This is a genomic window from Lactonifactor longoviformis, assembly GCF_042848515.1.
Lineage (GTDB): Bacteria > Bacillota > Clostridia > Lachnospirales > Lachnospiraceae > Lactonifactor > Lactonifactor longoviformis.
Map to the genome: position 1 here is coordinate 2473967 of NZ_AP031453.1, position 17343 is coordinate 2491309.

Consider the following 17343-nt stretch of genomic DNA (forward strand, 5'->3'; position numbering starts at 1 on the left):
AAGAAGGGAAAAGAATGAGAAATAAAAATAGAGGAAAAGATTTCTGTATGTTTGCACTGCCGGGTATGTTTTGCTTCTTTGCTGTGGTAATTATCCCCTTTATTTACGGGGTATACCTTACGCTGACAGACTGGAATGGTGTTTCTAAAGCAAAGAATTTTATCGGTTTTAAGAATTTTATGGGGGTTTTGCAGGATGGGCAGTTCTGGACTTCTTTGGGGCTGACGTTCAAATATGTAATACTGGTTGTTCTCTTAGTCAATGTAATTGCCTTTTTGCTGGCTTATCTTCTGACACGGGGAATGAAAGGCCAGAACTTTTTCAGAGCGGGATTTTTTACTCCTAACTTAATCGGAGGTATTGTGCTGGGATATATATGGCAGTTTGTATTTTCCAGAGTGTTTGTAAATGTCGGCGAGGCTACCGGCTGGAACCTTTTCGGGGTATCGTGGCTCTCTGATCCCACAAAAGCTTTCCTCGCATTGGTGCTCGTATCCGTGTGGCAGCTGTCCGGATATATGATTCTTATTTATGTGGCAGGATTTATGGGACTTAGCGAGGATGTTATGGAAGCGGCCAGCATCGACGGAGCCTCCGGCTGGCGAAAGATGAAGAGTATCGTTATGCCGCTTATGATGTCATCGGTGACAATCTGTCTCTTCCTCACACTTTCTCGTGCATTTATGGTATACGATGTAAACCTTTCATTGACTGCAGGAGCGCCTTACGGAACGACAGAAATGGCCGCCATGCATGTGTATGAGAAAGCATTCACCTCCAGACAGTTTGGCCTGGGGCAGGCAGAGGCGCTTATTCTGTTTCTGATTGTGGCATGTATCAGCGGTATTCAGGTGTACCTGACGAAGAAGAAGGAGGTGGAAGCATAATGAAGCAGACGTCAATCGGGGGAAATAAAAGAAAAGCGACTAATATACTGGCTGCAGGGGGATTGATAATTATATTTCTTGCCTATATGTTCCCGTTCCTGATGGTAGTAATCAACTCTTTAAAGCAGAAGAGAGATATTATTAAAAGCCCGTTTTCCTGGCTGTATACAATTAAGGGACTGTCCTTTGACAATTTTGTTAAAGCATTTACACAGATGGACTTTATGAATGCCTTTAAGAACTCTTTGATTGTAACCGTTTCGGCGACACTCCTTGTGACTTTGTTCGCAGCCATGCTGGCATATTATATCGTGCGTCACAACAATACGATTTCCAAAATTACGTTCGCACTGATGGTGGCATCTATGATTATACCGTTTCAGGCGATTATGATTCCGCTGGTCAGCATTTACGGGGGAACCTTGAATATGCTGAATCACAGAATTACCTTGATATTTATGCACACAGGATTTTCTATGGCGATGTCGGTATTTATGTTCCATGGTTTTATCAAGGGCAGTGTGCCCATCGCACTGGAGGAGGCTGCTTACATAGACGGCTGTACCCGAGGGCAGACATTTTTTAAAATTGTGTTCCCGCTGCTTAAGCCAATTATCTCTACGATGGTAATCTTAAATGCGCTGGCCTTCTGGAATGACTTTCTGCTTCCGTCGTTAGTGCTGACAGATAAAAAGCTTCTGACGCTGCCGCTTTCGACCTACAGCTTCTACGGCACGTACTCTGCGGATTACGGAACAATTATGGCCGGTCTTCTGTTGTGCGTAATACCGATTCTGATTCTGTATATTATACTTCAAAAGCAGATTATCAGCGGCGTTGTTGCGGGGGCGGTAAAATAAATAACACGAGGAAAGAAAAGGTAGTGGAATGATAAAAGATATATTACATCTTAAGGCTCCGGGAAACTGGATAAATGACGCTAATGGCTTTATCTATTATCAAGGAAAATATCACCTGTTCTATCAGCATTTCCCCTACGCTCCTGTGTGGGGGACAATGCATTGGGGACATGCGGTCAGTGATGATTTGGTTCACTGGGAGCATAAGGAGGTTGCCCTCTTCCCTACGAAGGACTATGACAGAAACGGGGTATTTTCAGGCAGTGCCATAGAAAAAGACGGAATGCTGTATCTGTATTATTCGGCGGTGCGGTATCTGAAGGAAGATCCGGAAAACATACATCTGTGTCCGGGAGAAACGTTCGAAACCAGTCAGGCGATGATGATTTCTCCGGATGGGTACCAGTTCGACAACTGGGGGGATAAACGGCAGATTATTCCGGTAAGTACAGATATGGCAATCGCTGATGCTGTCCATACGAGAGATCCGAAGGTGTGGAAAAGCGGCGATACTTATTATATGATTCTGGGGAGCACCTTTGAAGGAAAGTATGGACGGGTGCTGTTCTACAAGAGCAGAGATGCCGGGACATGGACCTATGTGAACCAGTGCCGGGATGAAGCCTTCGGGAAAATACTGGAATGTCCTGATATTTTCAAGGCAGGAGAAGGCTATGTGTTTATTGGTTCTCCTATGGGTATTCTGGAAGATGGTCTGGAATATGCCCATCAATCCATATGTGTACCGGTGGATTTTGAGGAGGAAAGCTGTGAGCTTGAACTGTTACAACCCAGTCAATTTGTGGATTACGGACTGGATTTGTACGCACCCCAGACGACTCTTGATAAAGATGGCAGGCGGGTCATGATTGCGTGGATGCGGATGCCTTATGCAGTCGATGCACCGGACAGGAATCCATGGAAGGGCATGATGTGTCTTCCGAGGGTAGTGGAAGAAGAGGCGGGGCACATTTATTTCCGCGTGCACCCAGAGACAGAGCAGTATTTTAGTAAAGTAGTGCTGCAAAGGGAAGAGATAGATTATCAGAAGCCCTTTCGGATAAAAACCGTGTTAAAAGAAGGAGATATGCTGGATATCGGCGGATACTGTATCAAAGCTGAGAACGATTGCATTCACACAGACAGACGCAGAGTATTTGCAAGAAAAGATTACGGCAGGGATACAAAAGAGGCAGAGCAGTACCGCATGACAAGCAGTACGCCCCCCCTTTGCGGACGGTATGAGCTTGATATCTTTGCAGAGCCTAATCTAATTGAGGTGTTCGTGAACCAGGGGCAGTATGTGGTAAGTAATGTGGTTTATGGCTTGGAAAGGGGGATAAGCGGCCCTGTGGAACAGCTATTCCAGGCGGAAACAGGCAGGGAGTGAAGCAATGGGGAAAAAAGAAGATATTTTTCAAAACAGAATGGCAAAGCACCATGACGAGCTGCGCTGGCTCTATATGGAGCTGTACCAAAATGGGGATATGTTCGCAGAGCTGTGCACACAGATGTACGAATATTATAAAATGCGCAGTCAGAAACTCCACAATCGTGACGAAAGGCGGCTTTGCGAGCCGGACTGGTTCAAAAAACCCCATATGCTTGGCATGATGCTATACATTGATAATTTTGCAGGCAATTTAAAGGGGGTGCAGGGAAAGCTTGACTACCTGAAAGAATGTAATGTGAACTGCCTGCACCTGATGCCGTTCCTTGACACACCAGCGGGGCGTTCGGACGGGGGATATGCGGTGGCTGATTTCCGGAAGGTGAGACCGGAGCTTGGCACGATGCAAGATCTGACCGAACTTACCGATGCGTGCCATGCAAAAGGAATAAACGTATGTATGGATTTTGTTATGAATCATACGTCCGAGGATCACGAGTGGGCAATAAGAGCCAGACAAGGGGATGGGGAATATAGGAGCCGCTACTTTTTTTACGACAGCTATGAGATACCGAGACAGTATGAACGGACAGTACCCCAGGTGTTTCCGACTACCGCGCCGGGTAACTTTACCTATCTCCCGGAGCAAAATGCCCATGTGCTGACGACATTTTATCCTTATCAGTGGGATTTGAACTACCGCAACTCAAGAGTGTTCAATGAGATGATGTACAATTTTCTATATCTGGCAAACTGCGGTATTGATGTGGTGCGCATTGATGCGGTTCCATATATCTGGAAGGAACTGGGGACTGCCTGCCGTAACCTTCCCCAGGTGCATACGATAGTGCGCATGATGCGTATCATCAGCGAGATCGTCTGCCCCAGCGTTATTTTGCTGGGTGAGGTTGTGATGGAACCGGAAAAGGTAGTACCGTATTTTGGAACAGTAGAAAAACCGGAGTGCCATATGCTGTATAATGTGACCACGATGGCTACTACATGGAACAGTGTGGCGGTCGGTGATATCCGGCTTTTGAGAAAGCAGTTGGATACCGTCAACAGTCTGCCCAAAGAATATACCTTTTTGAACTATCTAAGGTGTCACGATGATATAGGCTGGGGACTTGACTATGATACTTTAAAATGGTGGGGAATGAAAGAGGCACCGCACAAACGGTTTCTGAATGATTATTTCACCGGCAGGTTCTGTGGAAGCGTAAGCAGAGGGGAGCTGTACAATGATGATCCGGTCACACAAGATGCAAGATTCTGCGGAACAACAGCTTCTATGTGCGGAATAGAGAGTGCGGGATTTGAGGAGGATGCTGTCAGGCTAAAAGCAGCGGTTCAGTTGGACATCATGCTCCACGCTTACATGATGACACAGACGGGGATTCCGATGCTCTACAGCGGAGATGAGGTTGGTCAGGTCAATGACTACAGTTATAAAGATGATCCGCTGAAATCCATGGATTCCCGTTATGTGCATCGTGGAAAATTCCGCTGGGATCTTGCCGGGCTTCGTAAGGACGGGACTGCGGTGGAAGGGCAGATATTTCAGGCACTTCTCAGGCTCGAACGGATTCGCGGGAGGGAGAAGGTATTTTCCCAAGATGCAGACGTATATACATACGATGTAAAAGACAATGGGGTTCTTTGCATAATGAGGGAGACAGAAGAAGAAAGGTTTTTTGGGATTTTTAACTTCAGCAGTCAGAGGAGGACGGCATGGATGCAGGAGGAAGGCATGTACATTGATTTATTTACTGGAGAAAACCGGCAGATGAGGGATGTCTGGCTTCCGGCCCATGGATTTGTGTGGGCGAAGAGATGCAGCAGAGAGGAGCAAGTGCAATGACAACAGTTCGTACAGTGACAGCAGCATTAGAAAAAGACTGGTGGAAGCGGGCGGTAATCTATCAGATATACCCCCGCAGTTTTAAAGACAGTGACGGAGACGGAATCGGAGATCTGCAGGGAATCATCAGCAAATTGGACTATCTGGCCGATCTTGGTATCGATGCCGTATGGCTTTCCCCGGTGTGCCGTTCTCCCCAGGATGATAATGGATATGACATCTCGGATTATCAGGATATTGATCCTATGTTCGGGACGCTTGCGGATATGGAGGAGCTGATCGCCGAGGCCGGAAAACGGGGTATTAAAATCCTTTTGGATCTGGTGCTCAACCATACGTCAGATGAGCACTTTTGGTTCAGGGAAGCGCGAAAGGGCAGGGATAACCCGTATCATGACTATTATGTATGGCGTGACGGTGTAAAAAGTCAGCCTCCCAACGAGATGCAGGCGGCCTTCGGCGGCTCAGCATGGGAGTGGGTGCCAGAGCTGTCTCAGTATTACTTCCACCAGTTCTCTGTAAAACAGCCGGATTTAAATTGGGAGAATCCGCAGGTGCGACAGGAGATCTATGACATGATTCTCTGGTGGATGAAAAAAGGGGTAGGGGGATTTCGGCTCGATGTTATCGATCAAATAGCCAAGGAGCCGGATTACCTGATAACAGGAAATGGGCCGAGACTTCATGAATTTATCCGTGAACTGAGCCGTGAGACTTTCCGGAAGGGTAATCTGATTACCGTAGGGGAGGCCTGGGGCGCAGATGTGGAGCGGGCAAAGCTCTACAGCAATCCGGACGGAAGCGAGTTTTCCATGGTATTTCAGTTCGAACACATGGGAATCGACCAGCAGGAGGGAAAAGAGAAGTGGGATCTTGCACCATTTTCACTGGTTAAATTCAAGGAAATTATGGAGAAATGGCAGACAGGACTGTACGGATGCGGCTGGAACAGCCTGTTCTGGGAAAACCATGACTTGCCGAGAATAATCTCCCGTTGGGGGAATGACGGGGTGTACCGCAGCCAGTCCGCGAAAATGCTTGCCATTGTGCTTCACGGAATGCAGGGAACACCTTACATCTATCAGGGTGAAGAGATTGGCATGAAAAATGTACAGTATGAGTACGGGGAATACCGGGACATAGAGACGATCAACATGTATAAAGAACGGCTGGCAAAGGGTTTTTCCAAAGCGGATATTATGGATTCCATCCATGCCAGAAGCCGGGACAATGCCAGAACACCAATGCAGTGGAACGACGGAATGAATGCCGGATTTAGCTGTGGAATTCCTTGGATAAAGGTGAACCCTGATTATACGGAGGTCAATGTAAAACAGCAGATGGAGGATGAGAATTCGGTATACTACTGCTATAAGAAACTAATTAGATTGAGAAAGAAATATCCGGTGTTTGTAGACGGCGAGTTTGAACTGCTTGAAAAGGACGATGAGCGGATTTTTGCGTATACGAGGAGCTGTGAGGGCGGCAAAATACTGGTGTATGCGAACTTTAGCTGTGAGGAAGCGGCGTTTGCCCTGCCGGAGAAGTGGCGGGAGGCTGAGACGCTTATCTGCAATGAGCGCAGTGGGATAAACGGTGTGCTTGGGGCGTACGAGGCCGGCATATTGTACAGGCGATTCCCCGCAGATGAAAAGCGTGCTGATTTTGGCAGCAATTGTTTTGACAGTAAGGACGCATCATCTGCGGAAAACTTTTTCATATAGAAAGACCGCTGGTACAGGTTACGTTAGCGGCATTTGCTTCCTGTAATCTTGTGCAGAGCAGTAACCGATATGGCGCCGGTTATATCTATATTTCTGACAGATTCCGGATACGTCAGATTGAAGGATACTGCAGCGCTGTCTTCGATGACAGGGATGGTGAAACTTCCGGATGCAGAAGCATTACGTGACGCAGAGCCGGTTGGAGCAAAAAATGAGTATAATAGCTTAAGGGCTCCGTTTATTTTAGGAGTAATCTGCATAAAACTATCAGCCTCTGGTGTTGCTAAAAAAATAAAATCTATGAGATATAAATATCCTGGTTCTAATATTATTTTAGTATCCATTAAAGATATCTGCTTACCCTCTTGGAACAGAGTCATCATGGACAGATCAGTATTAGAAGACGGGTTAGATTGGACTCCATACTGCGCATAGGAACACAGTTCCTGCGGTTTGCCGGAACTGCAGTGACACTCGTTATAACACATATATATTTCCTCTTTTTAATAAAGTGTATGTGATAAAAACAAAATTGTTACGGATAAGCATATTAAGGCACCGTGTCTAAAAGGCGGAACATTATTGACGAAAATCCTGCTGTCTGTTAGTATAGAGATACGGAATGCGGGCGTACCTGCAATGATCCGGATAAAACAGTTTGATCAAACTGGCTGCTAAGATGATTTTGCGTACAACTTCATCATAAGGCGGCCGGAAGTGACTCTGTTTTGTCCGGTTTTTTTGTTTAGGGGCAGGTAACAGGCCTGGAATCCGCACTATTTTTGAACAGAGATATGAAAACAAAGAGAGAGAACAGGTGTATGACTATGAATTTACATTTTGTGCCGGTTAATCCGGCAATCAGAAGAGATGTGGAGAGCTTACGAACTTTACCGGAACAGACCGGGTTTATTGAGAGTGTCAGCGATTGTATGAAAGAGGCGGACGAGAGCCCAAAGTGGAGGCCGGTGGGTATCTATGACGGTAATATGCTGGTAGGGTTTGCTATGTATGGCTGCTTCCAAATTTCTAAACGGGAGGGTGAAGTATGGCTGGATCGTATCCTGATAGATGGAAAACATCAGGGCAGGGGGTATGGAAGGGAGGCCGTCTCGGCTTTGCTGAAACGGCTGCACCAAGAATATGGAAAAAAACAGGTGTATCTGAGCGTATATGAGAGCAATACGGCTGCAATACACCTGTATAAGCAGCTTGGGTTTCAGTTCAATGGAAAATGTGATACTAAGGGTGAGAAAATAATGGTGTATACTGGTTTTTGCAGGTAAACTATAGCTGCAGAAGATAAGTGCCGGAGCGGTGTCTTACGCTCTGTCATTATCCCGGGCTTCTTGCTCTGCGGCTAACTGCTGACCGCAGGGAGTCGTGCATAATCCGCCATGGCAGGTACAACGCAATTCAGAGGGTAATTGCCGTCCTACGCGAAATAGTGTCTCCGCAGTCTGATCCAGAGGAATCAGGGGATTAAAACCGCCCAGAATCATATTAGCGGATACCACGGCGTTTGCCGCGGACATGGCATTTCGGTTAATGCATGGGATCTGCACTAATCCCGCTACCGGATCACATATGGTGCCAAGAATATTCTGTACGGCACAGGATGCGGCCTGACACATCTGTTCGGAGGTACCGCCCATAATGTATACCAGTCCGGCTGCTGCCATACCGGAAGCGGCTCCCGGTTCAACCTGGCAGCCGTATAATTCCGCAGAGTAATTACAATCTTTGCTCATGACAATACCTATGATGGATGTAACAAACATAGCACGGATTTTTTCTTCTGTGGAGAGTCCCAGATGGGTGGCAACGCCCAGCACAGCTCCGGGGAAGACTCCGGCTGAACCCCCGGTGGGGGCACAGAGAACAACTCCCATGGCGCTGCTGTATTCCATAGTAGCCATGGCCCAGGGAACGGCTGTGTTTAATACGCCCATATCCAGCGCTTTTGAATCTTTTTTTATATAGTTCTCAACATTGCCTGCAGTGGGGGAGATGATGCCGCGCATATCAATCTGGCCCTTCAGGGCCTCTTTTGCACTGTGTTCCATGGTATCCACAACATATTTCATATAATCCCATACCTGCTGCCTGCTCCAGCCGCTGCGGACCATTTCGTACTCCACAGCCAGTTCCCACAGCCCCTTGCCCTCGGAGCGTGATAATGCTAACATTTCCTCTGCACTTGTAAATGGGAGTTTGCAGTGCCGGTTAGAAGGAACGGCCAGGACAGGCTCCATCATAATGACTTCAGAGACAGAGGGTATTTTTTTAATTTGCTCCAGAACCTGTTCCTTTAACGGAGTCCGGTATTTCAGATTAATCAGCCCGCGTTCTTCGCGGGCGGATATGCTGCTTCCTTCATCCCTGTCATTCAATGCCTGTATGTAGGTGCAGATGTGCCCAAGCTCAGCAGTATCGCAATCTGCTCTCACAATGAGTTCGTAGCAGTCCCCTGTGATGGATACGTCGAAGTCATCAATTTTTAACAGTTTTACAGTGCCTCCCCCGGTGGAATCGGAATGTACAATAACCTGTTTTCCTTCTGAATTTTCCAAAGTGATATGTGAAATATTGGGTACAATAGCAGGAAAATCCTGTATCTCGAAACGGACTTCTACACCAGCTTTTTCAGCTTCCCCAAATGCATTGCGAAGCCTGGGATCCTCAGGACGTCTGCCCAGTAGACCATTCACATACCCCATATCAGAGCGCTGCCCCTTGTACATCATAGTGTAAGCTCCTTCTCTAGCGAAAGCCACAGTAGCCTTTTTCAAAGTTCCCGGAAGAAGCTGCTGTGCCAGAAAACCAATGCGTGAAGGCCCGCAGGTGTGCGAGCTGGAAGGCCCAATCATAGTGGGGCCGACAATATCATTAAAAATACTTGGACTTTGGCGCTGCATAAAAACCCTCCTTAAAATTTTATAAATATAAAAATTATTTTATGATTAGGTGTATTATAAAATGCAGTTTCAATTAAAGTCAACAGATTTTTTTACAATCGTAAAAAATTATACTTGTAATGTATTTGTGAAAAATGATATGATTTTGTCGTCGGTATAAAAATACAGATACAAAAGGAGAACAGGTTTATGGGAGAAGGGATAGGAACAAGGGTGCGGAATCTGCGCAAAAGGCGGGGAGTGACACTCACAGAGCTGGGACATGAGACTGGGCTTTCCCCTGCTTTTATCAGTAATCTGGAAAGAAATCTCTGCAGTCCTACGCTTGATAATATTCAGCGTATCTGCGCCGCTTTAGATATAGAACTTGTGAAATTGCTGGATGATAAGAATTGGGGGGAGAATGTAATTCGTGCTCAGGACAGAAAAGTTGTTTTTGAGCAGAAGGGCCAGATTCGCTATGAATCCATCAATTTTGGCCCGGAGAGACTGGACGGACTTCTGATTGTTGTGGAGCCCCGCTGCGAATATAAGAAGGAATGGACCCATGCTTATGATGAGATCGGATTCGTGTTAGAAGGAGAATTGACGATATCTCTGGATGAACAGCAGTTTGTGCTTCATAAGGGCGATGCTTTTTATGTAGATTCCAGGAAAAAGCACAGCCTCAGTAATCTTTCAGAAGTACCCTGTTTAAGCCTGTGGATAAAACAGATTACAAATTTTCATTAAAAGGTGCAAAGGCTGATTTAGATGCCTGCGCACTTTTTTTATTGCCGGAATCGAGGACAGGTGGTAAGAGGAATATTGGATGCTCTGTACAGTACTTTGGGTTTTATATTTGTAAAAAAGATTGGCTAAATTTTTTTATATATAAAAATTTATTTATATGTATTATACTTCACCGGTATAGAGCTGACATCCAAAGACCTGCATGAATAGTTACCGGGCACGAGTAAAGAGTAACCATGAATTCACAGGGAGAACTGTGAGGAGTTTGCCAGTTGAAAACAAACTCCTGTTCTGGTAAAATGGTATCAGTGAAGAAAATTAAGAAGGAAAGCAGGCGTCCATCAGTGACAGAGAACAGAATCTACGTATGTATTGATTTGAAATCCTTTTATGCCTCGGTAGAATGCGTGGAGAGAGGGCTGGATCCTATGAAGGCCCAACTTGTGGTGGCGGATCCGGAGCGTACGGAAAAGACAATCTGCCTGGCAGTCTCACCCGCTATGAAAGCTCTGGGTGTACCGGGCAGATGCAGAGTATTTCAGATTCCGGCAGGAATTGACTATATCATGGCACCGCCCAGAATGCAGCTCTATATTGATTATTCTGCCGAGATCTACGGCATTTATCTGAAGTACATCGCAAAAGAGGATATTCATATTTATTCTATTGATGAGGTTTTTATGGATGTTACAGACTATTTGTCTATGTACCAGATGACGGCAAAGGAACTGAGCATAAAGATTATGCAGGATATATTGGACACCACAGGGATTACTGCAACTGCGGGAATCGGCAGCAACCTTTATCTGGCCAAGATTGCCCTGGATATCACGGCAAAGCATGCGGAGGATCACATCGGGGTTTTAGATGAGGTGATATACCGGGAGACTTTATGGACCCACAGGCCGCTTACGGACTTTTGGAGAATCGGGACAGGGATAGCAAACCGGCTAAAGCGGGCTGGTATCTTTACCATGGAGCAGGCGGCAAAGGCCGATGAGGCCATGCTGTACAAAATGTTCGGGGTTGACGCGGAGCTTCTCATAGATCATGCATGGGGGCGGGAACCCGTTACCATGGCTGACATCAAAGCGTATCGGACAAAAGAGAACTGTATATCAAGCGGACAGGTGCTTCCCTGTGACTATACCTATCAGGATGCCATACTGGTTGTGAAGGAAATGGCTGATATGCTCTCTCTGGAGCTTGTGGATAAAGGGCTTGTGACGGATTCCATTACCCTGCATGTGGGATACAGCAGCCGGTTACAGAAGAAATCCGCACATGGGACAGCTTCTATGACAGTTACAACCAGTTCCGCAAAGCAGATAATCGCATCTGCAATGAAGCTGTACGAGCGGATTGTGGATCGGTCTGCACCCATTCACAGGATAAATCTTACTTTCAACCATGTGGTGGACGAGAGGTATCAGCAGTATGACTTGTTTACGGATCCGGCAGAGCTGGAGCGGGAACATAAAATGCAGGAAGCTATGCTTAACATCAAAGAAAAATATGGGAAGAATGCGATTCTAAAAGGCATGAACCTTCAGGAGGGAGCGACTGCTATGGAGCGTAACCGGCAGATAGGAGGGCATAAAAGTGGTATCTAAAATGAGCAGAGAGGAAAGGGCAAAGCAGTTTATGCCGTTTGCCGCCCTGAAAGGCTATCCCGATGCCCTGCGCAGGAAAGAAAAGGTAGTGCTGCCAAAGGGAAAGCTGTCGGAAGACTATCAGGAAGAGCTGGATCGAAAACTGAGGCAGGTGCATAAAAATGACATTATAACAGTTGTATATTTCTGTCAAAATGAATATATCAAACTGACAGGGATGGTATCCAGAATTGATGAGACGGCAAGAGTTCTAAAAATAGTAAATACTAAGATTTCCTTTGATGACTTGTACGACATTACCGAGATTTCAGGGGAGTCGGAGAAGATACTGTGATATTAGAAAAGTCGGGAGAAAGGAGAATTGGAAGATGAATGAATTTATAACACCTCCAAATCATGTGAACTTTAAAGCAAAAAGGCTGTTTGGAGAAATGGGACAGATCATAGACGGTTCGGTGGCTTATGTTGATTTGAACGGCGGTGGCCCTATACAGCGTCATACACATGAACATAATCATTTGTTCATAGTGACAAAAGGTGAGGCGAGAATTGAAGTTGGTGAGGAAACGATTATTGTAAAAAAGGATGAAAGTTATTTGGTAAACGGGAAAGTTCCCCATGCAGTTTGGAATAACTGCAGCAGCGAGACTGTAATGATAGGGATATCAGTCAAAGGGTTATAGGCATCCTATTTTCAGGATGGGGAATACGATACTATTACATGTTAGCGAAACATGTATAAAAGTACTTGACTTTGAGTTAACTCCAGGGAGTATCCTGTAGAAAAGTTAAGGAATGGATGTACTACATACAGAGACTGCACTTTAAAGAAAAGGCTGTGGTCAGGACTAGACATTCATTTGAACTTATATCACAGAAAGGGGTACTGTAAAATGATATATAAGGATTTTCAGGATTTGAAATTGTCAGCATTAGGAATGGGGGCCATGCGGCTTCCTGTTATTGACGGCGATGATGCCAGGATCGATGAGTGTGCAGTTTCAGAGATGGTAAGCTATGCCATGGAACATGGTATTAACTATTATGACACCGCATGGGGATATCACAATGGGAACTCGGAAAGGGTTATGGGAAAAGTGCTGAGTGACTATCCCCGGGATAGCTATTATCTTGCCACCAAATTTCCAGGATATGATCTTTCTAATATGGATAAGGTGGAAGAGATTTTTGAGCAGCAGCTTGAAAAATGCGGTGTGGAGTATTTTGACTTTTACTTGTTTCACAATGTCTGTGAGATGAATATTGATGCTTATCTGAATGAGACTTACGGCATTTTTTCGTATCTGATGGAGCAGAAAGAAAAAGGCCGCATCCGTCATCTTGGATTTTCTGCCCATGGAAGCTGTGAGGTGATGAAGCGTTTCCTGGAAGCATACGGGGAACATATGGAATTCTGTCAGATACAGCTGAATTATCTGGATTGGTCTTTCCAGAATGCCAAAGCTAAGGTAGAGCTATTGAACCAATATGAAATTCCTGTTTGGGTTATGGAGCCTCTTCGGGGCGGCCGTTTGGCGTCTCTTAAAGAAGCCCATGCCGTCACATTAAAAGAACTTCGCCCTAATGAGGATATGCCTGCCTGGGCGTTCCGTTTTCTTCAGACCTTGCCGGAGGTTACTGTAGTGCTCTCAGGAATGTCCAGCTTTGAGCAGCTTCAGGAAAATATCAGGACCTTTGCGTCCCATAAGCCTTTGGACAAAAAAGAGATGGATGCCCTACTTCAGGTGGCGGATCGTATGGTGAAAGATATCGCACTTCCCTGTACGGGATGCCGGTACTGTACGAGCCATTGTCCTCAGGAACTGGATATTCCTTCCCTTCTTGAGTTATATAATGAGCATTGTTTCACCGGGGGAGGATTTATCGCCCCTATGGCTCTGATGGCGGTTCCTGAAGAAAAACAGCCGGGTGCCTGCGTCGGATGCAGAAGCTGTGAGGAAGTCTGTCCCCAGCAGATAAAGATTTCAGAGGCCATGGCCGACTTCGCAGCAAAACTAAACGGGTAATTTCAGACAGAGGGGCAGGGGTCTGTTCAACTTGTGCTGGCAGTTTTGGTACAGACAGAGTAGAATAAAAGGAAAAGTAAAATCGAAGGAGGAAACCCGGGATGAGATACCGCCAATTGGGAAATACTGGTCTTGAGGTCAGTGAGATCGGTCTGGGTGCGGAATGGCTGGAGCGCCATAATGCCGAGGAAGTAAAAGAAGTGATAGAATGCTGTGAAAAGCAGGGGATTAATATATTGGACTGCTGGATGGCAGAGCCTAAGGTTCGCTCCAACATTGGAGCAGCTATAGAGGGAAAACGAGATCGATGGATTATTCAGGGGCATCTGGGGTCCACATGGCAGGACGGACAGTATGTGCGTACCCGGGACATGGAAAAAGTAAAAGAGGCATTTTGTGATTTGCTGACGCGCCTGCGAACAGACTATGTGGATCTTGGTATGATACATTTTGTAGATGAGGCGGCAGAGTTTGAACAGATAATGACAGGCCCTTTTATAGAATATGTCCGGGAGCTGAACCAGAAGGGAATCATCCGCCATATTGGAATGAGCACCCATAATCCGGATGTTGCGAAACTGGCAGCTGAAAGCGGGGAGATTGAGATGATTTTATTCAGCATTAACCCGGCCTTTGACCTGCTGCCTGCCACAGAAGATATGAATGAGTATTTTGCGGAAACCTATGACGAAGCTTTAAAGGGAATTGCACCGGAAAGAGAAGCACTGTACCGGATCTGTGAGGAACGGGGAATCGGCATTACGGTTATGAAAGGATACGCCGGCGGCCGTCTCTTCTCTGCTCAGACGTCTCCCTTCGGAGTGGCTCTTACTCCGGTTCAATGTCTTCATTATGCGCTGACCAGACCGGCTGTGGCCAGTGTGATGGTGGGATATGACACGCCGGAGCATGTGGCGGCTGCAGTGGCCTATGAGACTGCCGCTGAGGAAGAAAAAGATTACGCAACTGTTCTGGCAAATGCCCCCCGCCATGCCTATTCAGGTCAGTGTACCTACTGTGGACACTGTGCCCCCTGCCCCGCAGGGATCGATATTGCTATGGTTAATAAGCTTTACGATCTGGCAGTTATGCAAGAGGAGGTGCCTTCCGCCGTGCGTGCCCATTACATAGGCCTTACCGCCGGCGGAGGAGATTGTATCGGCTGCGGAGGCTGTGAGGAGCGCTGTCCCTTTGGAGTACACGTAGTGGAACGGATGGAAAAGGCAGATATTCTGTTTCAGCAGGGGGCTTACAGATAACACAGCAAAAAAAGTCGAGAAGAAAATGACGGGATAAGGTATGATAGCCACATCAGGAGGTGAACAGATGATGGAACAGACTTTGGCAGTTCAGAGAATGCAGGACTACATTGAAAGACATTTAGAAGAAACCATTACACTGGCAGATCTGGCAAAGGCGTCTATGTTCTCGCCCTGGTACTCCTACCGCCTGTTCCGGGAGTATACGAATTATACTCCGGCAGATTACATCAGGAGATTAAAGCTGTCCAAATCAGCTTTGCGGTTGAGGGATGAAGATGCCAAGGTGATTGATGTGGCTTTTGATTTAGGCTTTCAAAGCGCGGAAGGATATCAGAGAGCCTTTTTCCGAGAATTCGGGTGCAATCCCGGTGAATATGCCAGACATCCGGTTCCTTTGTATCTGTTCGTTCCCTATGGAGTTTTATACAACGAGATTCGAAAGGAGAACAGAAAAATGGCAGAGGTAAAAAATGTATACATTCATATGGTTCATAAGCCGGAAAGAAAGGCCTTGATTAAAAGAGGAAAAACAGCCACAGAATACTTTACGTACTGTGAGGAAGTGGGATGTGATGTATGGGGACTGCTTACCAGCATAAAGTCCATCGGCGGAGAACCGGTATGTCTTTGGCTTCCGGAGAGAATGCGCAGACCGGGTACCTCCGAGTATGTGCAGGGAGTAGAAGTGCCCATGGATTACCACGGAGAAGTTCCGGAGGGATTTGATGTACTGGAGCTTCCGGAGGCAGAGTATGTGGTGTTTCAGGGAGAACCCTTTGCGGAGGAGGATTACTGCCAGGCGATCGAAGAAGTCCAGGAGGCCATTAAAAAATATCAGCCGGCCGTCGCAGGATATCAGTGGGATACCGGGAATCCCCGCATCCAGCTGGAACCCATCGGTACAAGAGGATATATTGAAATGCTTCCCGTAAAAAGCAGCACGCAGCCATAATGTAAACAGGAGCAACAGGGTATTGATATTCCCCGTTGCTCCTGCTGCATTCCCGGGACATCAGGAGTGATTCTCGTGTCTGTGTGAAGGATAATACATAAAGGCGGGGTGGACAACACAGAGAGAGGGGATTATACTGATTATAATATATGAATAACGTTTGGAGGCGTTTTTATGGTGAACAGGACAGATTTTTATTATTTCAGTCCCACGGGAGGGACAAAAAAGGTGGGTGAAGCTTTCTGCAAAGCAATTTCAGGGGAGGTGATGGATCATAATCTGGGCCTCAGGGAGAAGGAGCCAGCCAATCCGGCCGGAGAACTGGCAGTATTTGCAGCACCGGTTTTTGGAGGAAGGATACCGGCCCTCGTCGCAGATAAGATAAAGGCACTGGACGGAAGCGGTAAGAAGGCAGTTACGTTTGTTGTCTATGGTACCAGGGCATATGAGGATGGGCTGCTGGAACTGAATCAGGCGGTTTCCCATCAGGGATTCCAGATTGCGGCTTCGGGAGCATGCATTGCTCAGCACTCAATGGCACCCGATGTAGGAAAGGGCAGACCGGATGAAAAGGACGTTTCTGAAATCACCGGGTTTGCCAAACGAGTAGAAAGCAAGCTGGACAATCGGAGCCGTACAGAGATTACGGTTCCCGGAAATCAGCCTTATAAAGAGGCAATGACGATCCCAGCCCCGCCCATATCCCTGGAAACCTGCAGCCTGTGCGGCAAATGCGAAGAGGTCTGTCCTACAGCTGCGATTACAGTGAATGAGGGGCACATTGCCACAGATCCAAATACCTGTATTCTCTGTATGGCCTGTACCGCAGTCTGTCCCAATCAGTCCCGAATTCTGCCCCCTCCCCTGCAGGAGCGCATGGATCAGATGCTGGGAGCACTGAAGGACGTGCGGCGGGAGAATGAATTTTTTATCCTGTAAGTACATAAGACTGCAGATAAAAAACAGGAAATCTGTTGACAACGGGTGAAAGATAGCTTATAATCAAAAAAAATTAAAATGAAAAAGAGGTAGTGTATGTTACTTGTGGTTATAATGGAGAATACAGCTAATTAAATAGTTGTGAGGGTATAACAGATTCCGTCAGGAGGTTTGTTGC

16 protein-coding genes are annotated in these 17343 nt (G+C 46.5%); 14 read left to right on the forward strand and 2 right to left on the reverse strand.

Annotated elements, in window-relative coordinates; all coding sequences use genetic code 11:
• The first annotated feature begins 14 nt into the window (after window positions 1-14).
• The 5 genes from ACGHCT_RS11370 to ACGHCT_RS11390 are packed head-to-tail and all read left to right on the forward strand — an operon-like array spanning window position 15 to window position 6722.
• Window positions 15-887, forward strand: a complete 873-nt coding sequence (locus tag ACGHCT_RS11370) for a carbohydrate ABC transporter permease (protein WP_154260427.1) — start codon at window positions 15-17, stop codon at window positions 885-887.
• Complete coding sequence (locus tag ACGHCT_RS11375) at window positions 887-1747, forward strand: carbohydrate ABC transporter permease (RefSeq protein ID WP_154260425.1); 861 nt, start codon at window positions 887-889, stop codon at window positions 1745-1747. Before ACGHCT_RS11370 ends, ACGHCT_RS11375 begins: the two co-directional genes overlap by 1 nt.
• A 28-nt stretch (window positions 1748-1775) precedes the next feature.
• On the forward strand, window positions 1776-3137 hold the full coding sequence (locus ACGHCT_RS11380; protein WP_154260423.1) for a glycoside hydrolase family 32 protein: 1362 nt from the start codon (window positions 1776-1778) through the stop codon (window positions 3135-3137).
• A gap of 4 nt (window positions 3138-3141) precedes the next feature.
• Window positions 3142-4998, forward strand: coding sequence for an amylosucrase (locus ACGHCT_RS11385; protein WP_390435968.1), 1857 nt, complete (start codon window positions 3142-3144; stop codon window positions 4996-4998).
• Window positions 4995-6722, forward strand: coding sequence for an alpha-glucosidase (locus tag ACGHCT_RS11390; protein WP_390435969.1), 1728 nt, complete (start codon window positions 4995-4997; stop codon window positions 6720-6722). Before ACGHCT_RS11385 ends, ACGHCT_RS11390 begins: the two co-directional genes overlap by 4 nt.
• A 23-nt stretch (window positions 6723-6745) precedes the next feature.
• On the opposite strand, the gene ACGHCT_RS11395 is transcribed toward ACGHCT_RS11390, so the two are convergent.
• Entirely contained in the window at window positions 6746-7066 is a 321-nt protein-coding gene (locus tag ACGHCT_RS11395; protein WP_390435971.1) for a hypothetical protein, read from the reverse strand.
• Between the two features lie 477 nt (window positions 7067-7543).
• Between ACGHCT_RS11395 and ACGHCT_RS11400 the strand changes: the two genes are divergently transcribed.
• Complete coding sequence (locus tag ACGHCT_RS11400) at window positions 7544-8008, forward strand: GNAT family N-acetyltransferase (RefSeq protein ID WP_347563332.1); 465 nt, start codon at window positions 7544-7546, stop codon at window positions 8006-8008.
• 36 nt (window positions 8009-8044) lie between these two features.
• On the opposite strand, the gene ACGHCT_RS11405 is transcribed toward ACGHCT_RS11400, so the two are convergent.
• Window positions 8045-9640 (reverse strand): L-serine ammonia-lyase, iron-sulfur-dependent, subunit alpha, encoded by a 1596-nt coding sequence (locus ACGHCT_RS11405; RefSeq protein ID WP_390435973.1) that lies wholly within the window; start codon window positions 9638-9640, stop codon window positions 8045-8047.
• Window positions 9641-9829: 189 nt separating this feature from the next.
• Here ACGHCT_RS11405 and ACGHCT_RS11410 point away from each other — a divergent pair, with 189 nt between their 5' ends.
• From ACGHCT_RS11410 to ACGHCT_RS11445, 8 genes are all read left to right on the forward strand, one after another.
• Window positions 9830-10372 carry a helix-turn-helix domain-containing protein gene (locus tag ACGHCT_RS11410; protein ID WP_390435975.1) on the forward strand — a complete coding sequence of 181 codons (543 nt, stop codon included), beginning with the start codon at window positions 9830-9832 and terminating at the stop codon, window positions 10370-10372.
• A 344-nt stretch (window positions 10373-10716) separates the two neighbouring features.
• Window positions 10717-11985 carry a DNA repair protein gene (locus ACGHCT_RS11415; protein ID WP_226904029.1) on the forward strand — a complete coding sequence of 423 codons (1269 nt, stop codon included), beginning with the start codon at window positions 10717-10719 and terminating at the stop codon, window positions 11983-11985.
• Entirely contained in the window at window positions 11975-12319 is a 345-nt protein-coding gene (locus ACGHCT_RS11420) for a YolD-like family protein (RefSeq protein WP_369523682.1), read from the forward strand. The genes ACGHCT_RS11415 and ACGHCT_RS11420 overlap by 11 nt, the downstream gene beginning before the upstream one ends.
• A gap of 34 nt (window positions 12320-12353) precedes the next feature.
• Window positions 12354-12668, forward strand: coding sequence for a cupin domain-containing protein (locus ACGHCT_RS11425; protein ID WP_072851964.1), 315 nt, complete (start codon window positions 12354-12356; stop codon window positions 12666-12668).
• Between the two features lie 210 nt (window positions 12669-12878).
• Window positions 12879-14012: an aldo/keto reductase gene (locus tag ACGHCT_RS11430; protein ID WP_154260407.1), complete on the forward strand. Its 1134-nt coding sequence runs from the start codon at window positions 12879-12881 to the stop codon at window positions 14010-14012.
• A 101-nt stretch (window positions 14013-14113) separates the two neighbouring features.
• Window positions 14114-15271 carry an aldo/keto reductase gene (locus ACGHCT_RS11435; RefSeq protein WP_154260405.1) on the forward strand — a complete coding sequence of 386 codons (1158 nt, stop codon included), beginning with the start codon at window positions 14114-14116 and terminating at the stop codon, window positions 15269-15271.
• Window positions 15272-15338: 67 nt separating this feature from the next.
• Window positions 15339-16226 (forward strand): AraC family transcriptional regulator, encoded by an 888-nt coding sequence (locus tag ACGHCT_RS11440; RefSeq protein WP_154260403.1) that lies wholly within the window; start codon window positions 15339-15341, stop codon window positions 16224-16226.
• A 174-nt stretch (window positions 16227-16400) separates the two neighbouring features.
• Entirely contained in the window at window positions 16401-17165 is a 765-nt protein-coding gene (locus ACGHCT_RS11445) for an EFR1 family ferrodoxin (protein WP_226904030.1), read from the forward strand.
• Window positions 17166-17343 lie beyond the last annotated feature (178 nt).

Bases quoted from the DNA above. Each gene is read 5' to 3' on its own strand.
- ACGHCT_RS11370 (WP_154260427.1), top strand. From the start codon at position 15: ATGAGAAATAAAAATAGAGGAAAAGATTTCTGTATGTTTGCACTGCCG.
- ACGHCT_RS11375 (WP_154260425.1), top strand. From the start codon at position 887: ATGAAGCAGACGTCAATCGGGGGAAATAAAAGAAAAGCGACTAATATA.
- ACGHCT_RS11380 (WP_154260423.1), top strand. From the start codon at position 1,776: ATGATAAAAGATATATTACATCTTAAGGCTCCGGGAAACTGGATAAAT.
- ACGHCT_RS11385 (WP_390435968.1), top strand. From the start codon at position 3,142: ATGGGGAAAAAAGAAGATATTTTTCAAAACAGAATGGCAAAGCACCAT.
- ACGHCT_RS11390 (WP_390435969.1), top strand. From the start codon at position 4,995: ATGACAACAGTTCGTACAGTGACAGCAGCATTAGAAAAAGACTGGTGG.
- ACGHCT_RS11395 (WP_390435971.1), bottom strand. From the start codon at position 7,066: ATGGATACTAAAATAATATTAGAACCAGGATATTTATATCTCATAGAT.
- ACGHCT_RS11400 (WP_347563332.1), top strand. From the start codon at position 7,544: ATGACTATGAATTTACATTTTGTGCCGGTTAATCCGGCAATCAGAAGA.
- ACGHCT_RS11405 (WP_390435973.1), bottom strand. From the start codon at position 9,640: ATGCAGCGCCAAAGTCCAAGTATTTTTAATGATATTGTCGGCCCCACT.
- ACGHCT_RS11410 (WP_390435975.1), top strand. From the start codon at position 9,830: ATGGGAGAAGGGATAGGAACAAGGGTGCGGAATCTGCGCAAAAGGCGG.
- ACGHCT_RS11425 (WP_072851964.1), top strand. From the start codon at position 12,354: ATGAATGAATTTATAACACCTCCAAATCATGTGAACTTTAAAGCAAAA.
- ACGHCT_RS11430 (WP_154260407.1), top strand. From the start codon at position 12,879: ATGATATATAAGGATTTTCAGGATTTGAAATTGTCAGCATTAGGAATG.
- ACGHCT_RS11435 (WP_154260405.1), top strand. From the start codon at position 14,114: ATGAGATACCGCCAATTGGGAAATACTGGTCTTGAGGTCAGTGAGATC.
- ACGHCT_RS11440 (WP_154260403.1), top strand. From the start codon at position 15,339: ATGATGGAACAGACTTTGGCAGTTCAGAGAATGCAGGACTACATTGAA.
- ACGHCT_RS11445 (WP_226904030.1), top strand. From the start codon at position 16,401: ATGGTGAACAGGACAGATTTTTATTATTTCAGTCCCACGGGAGGGACA.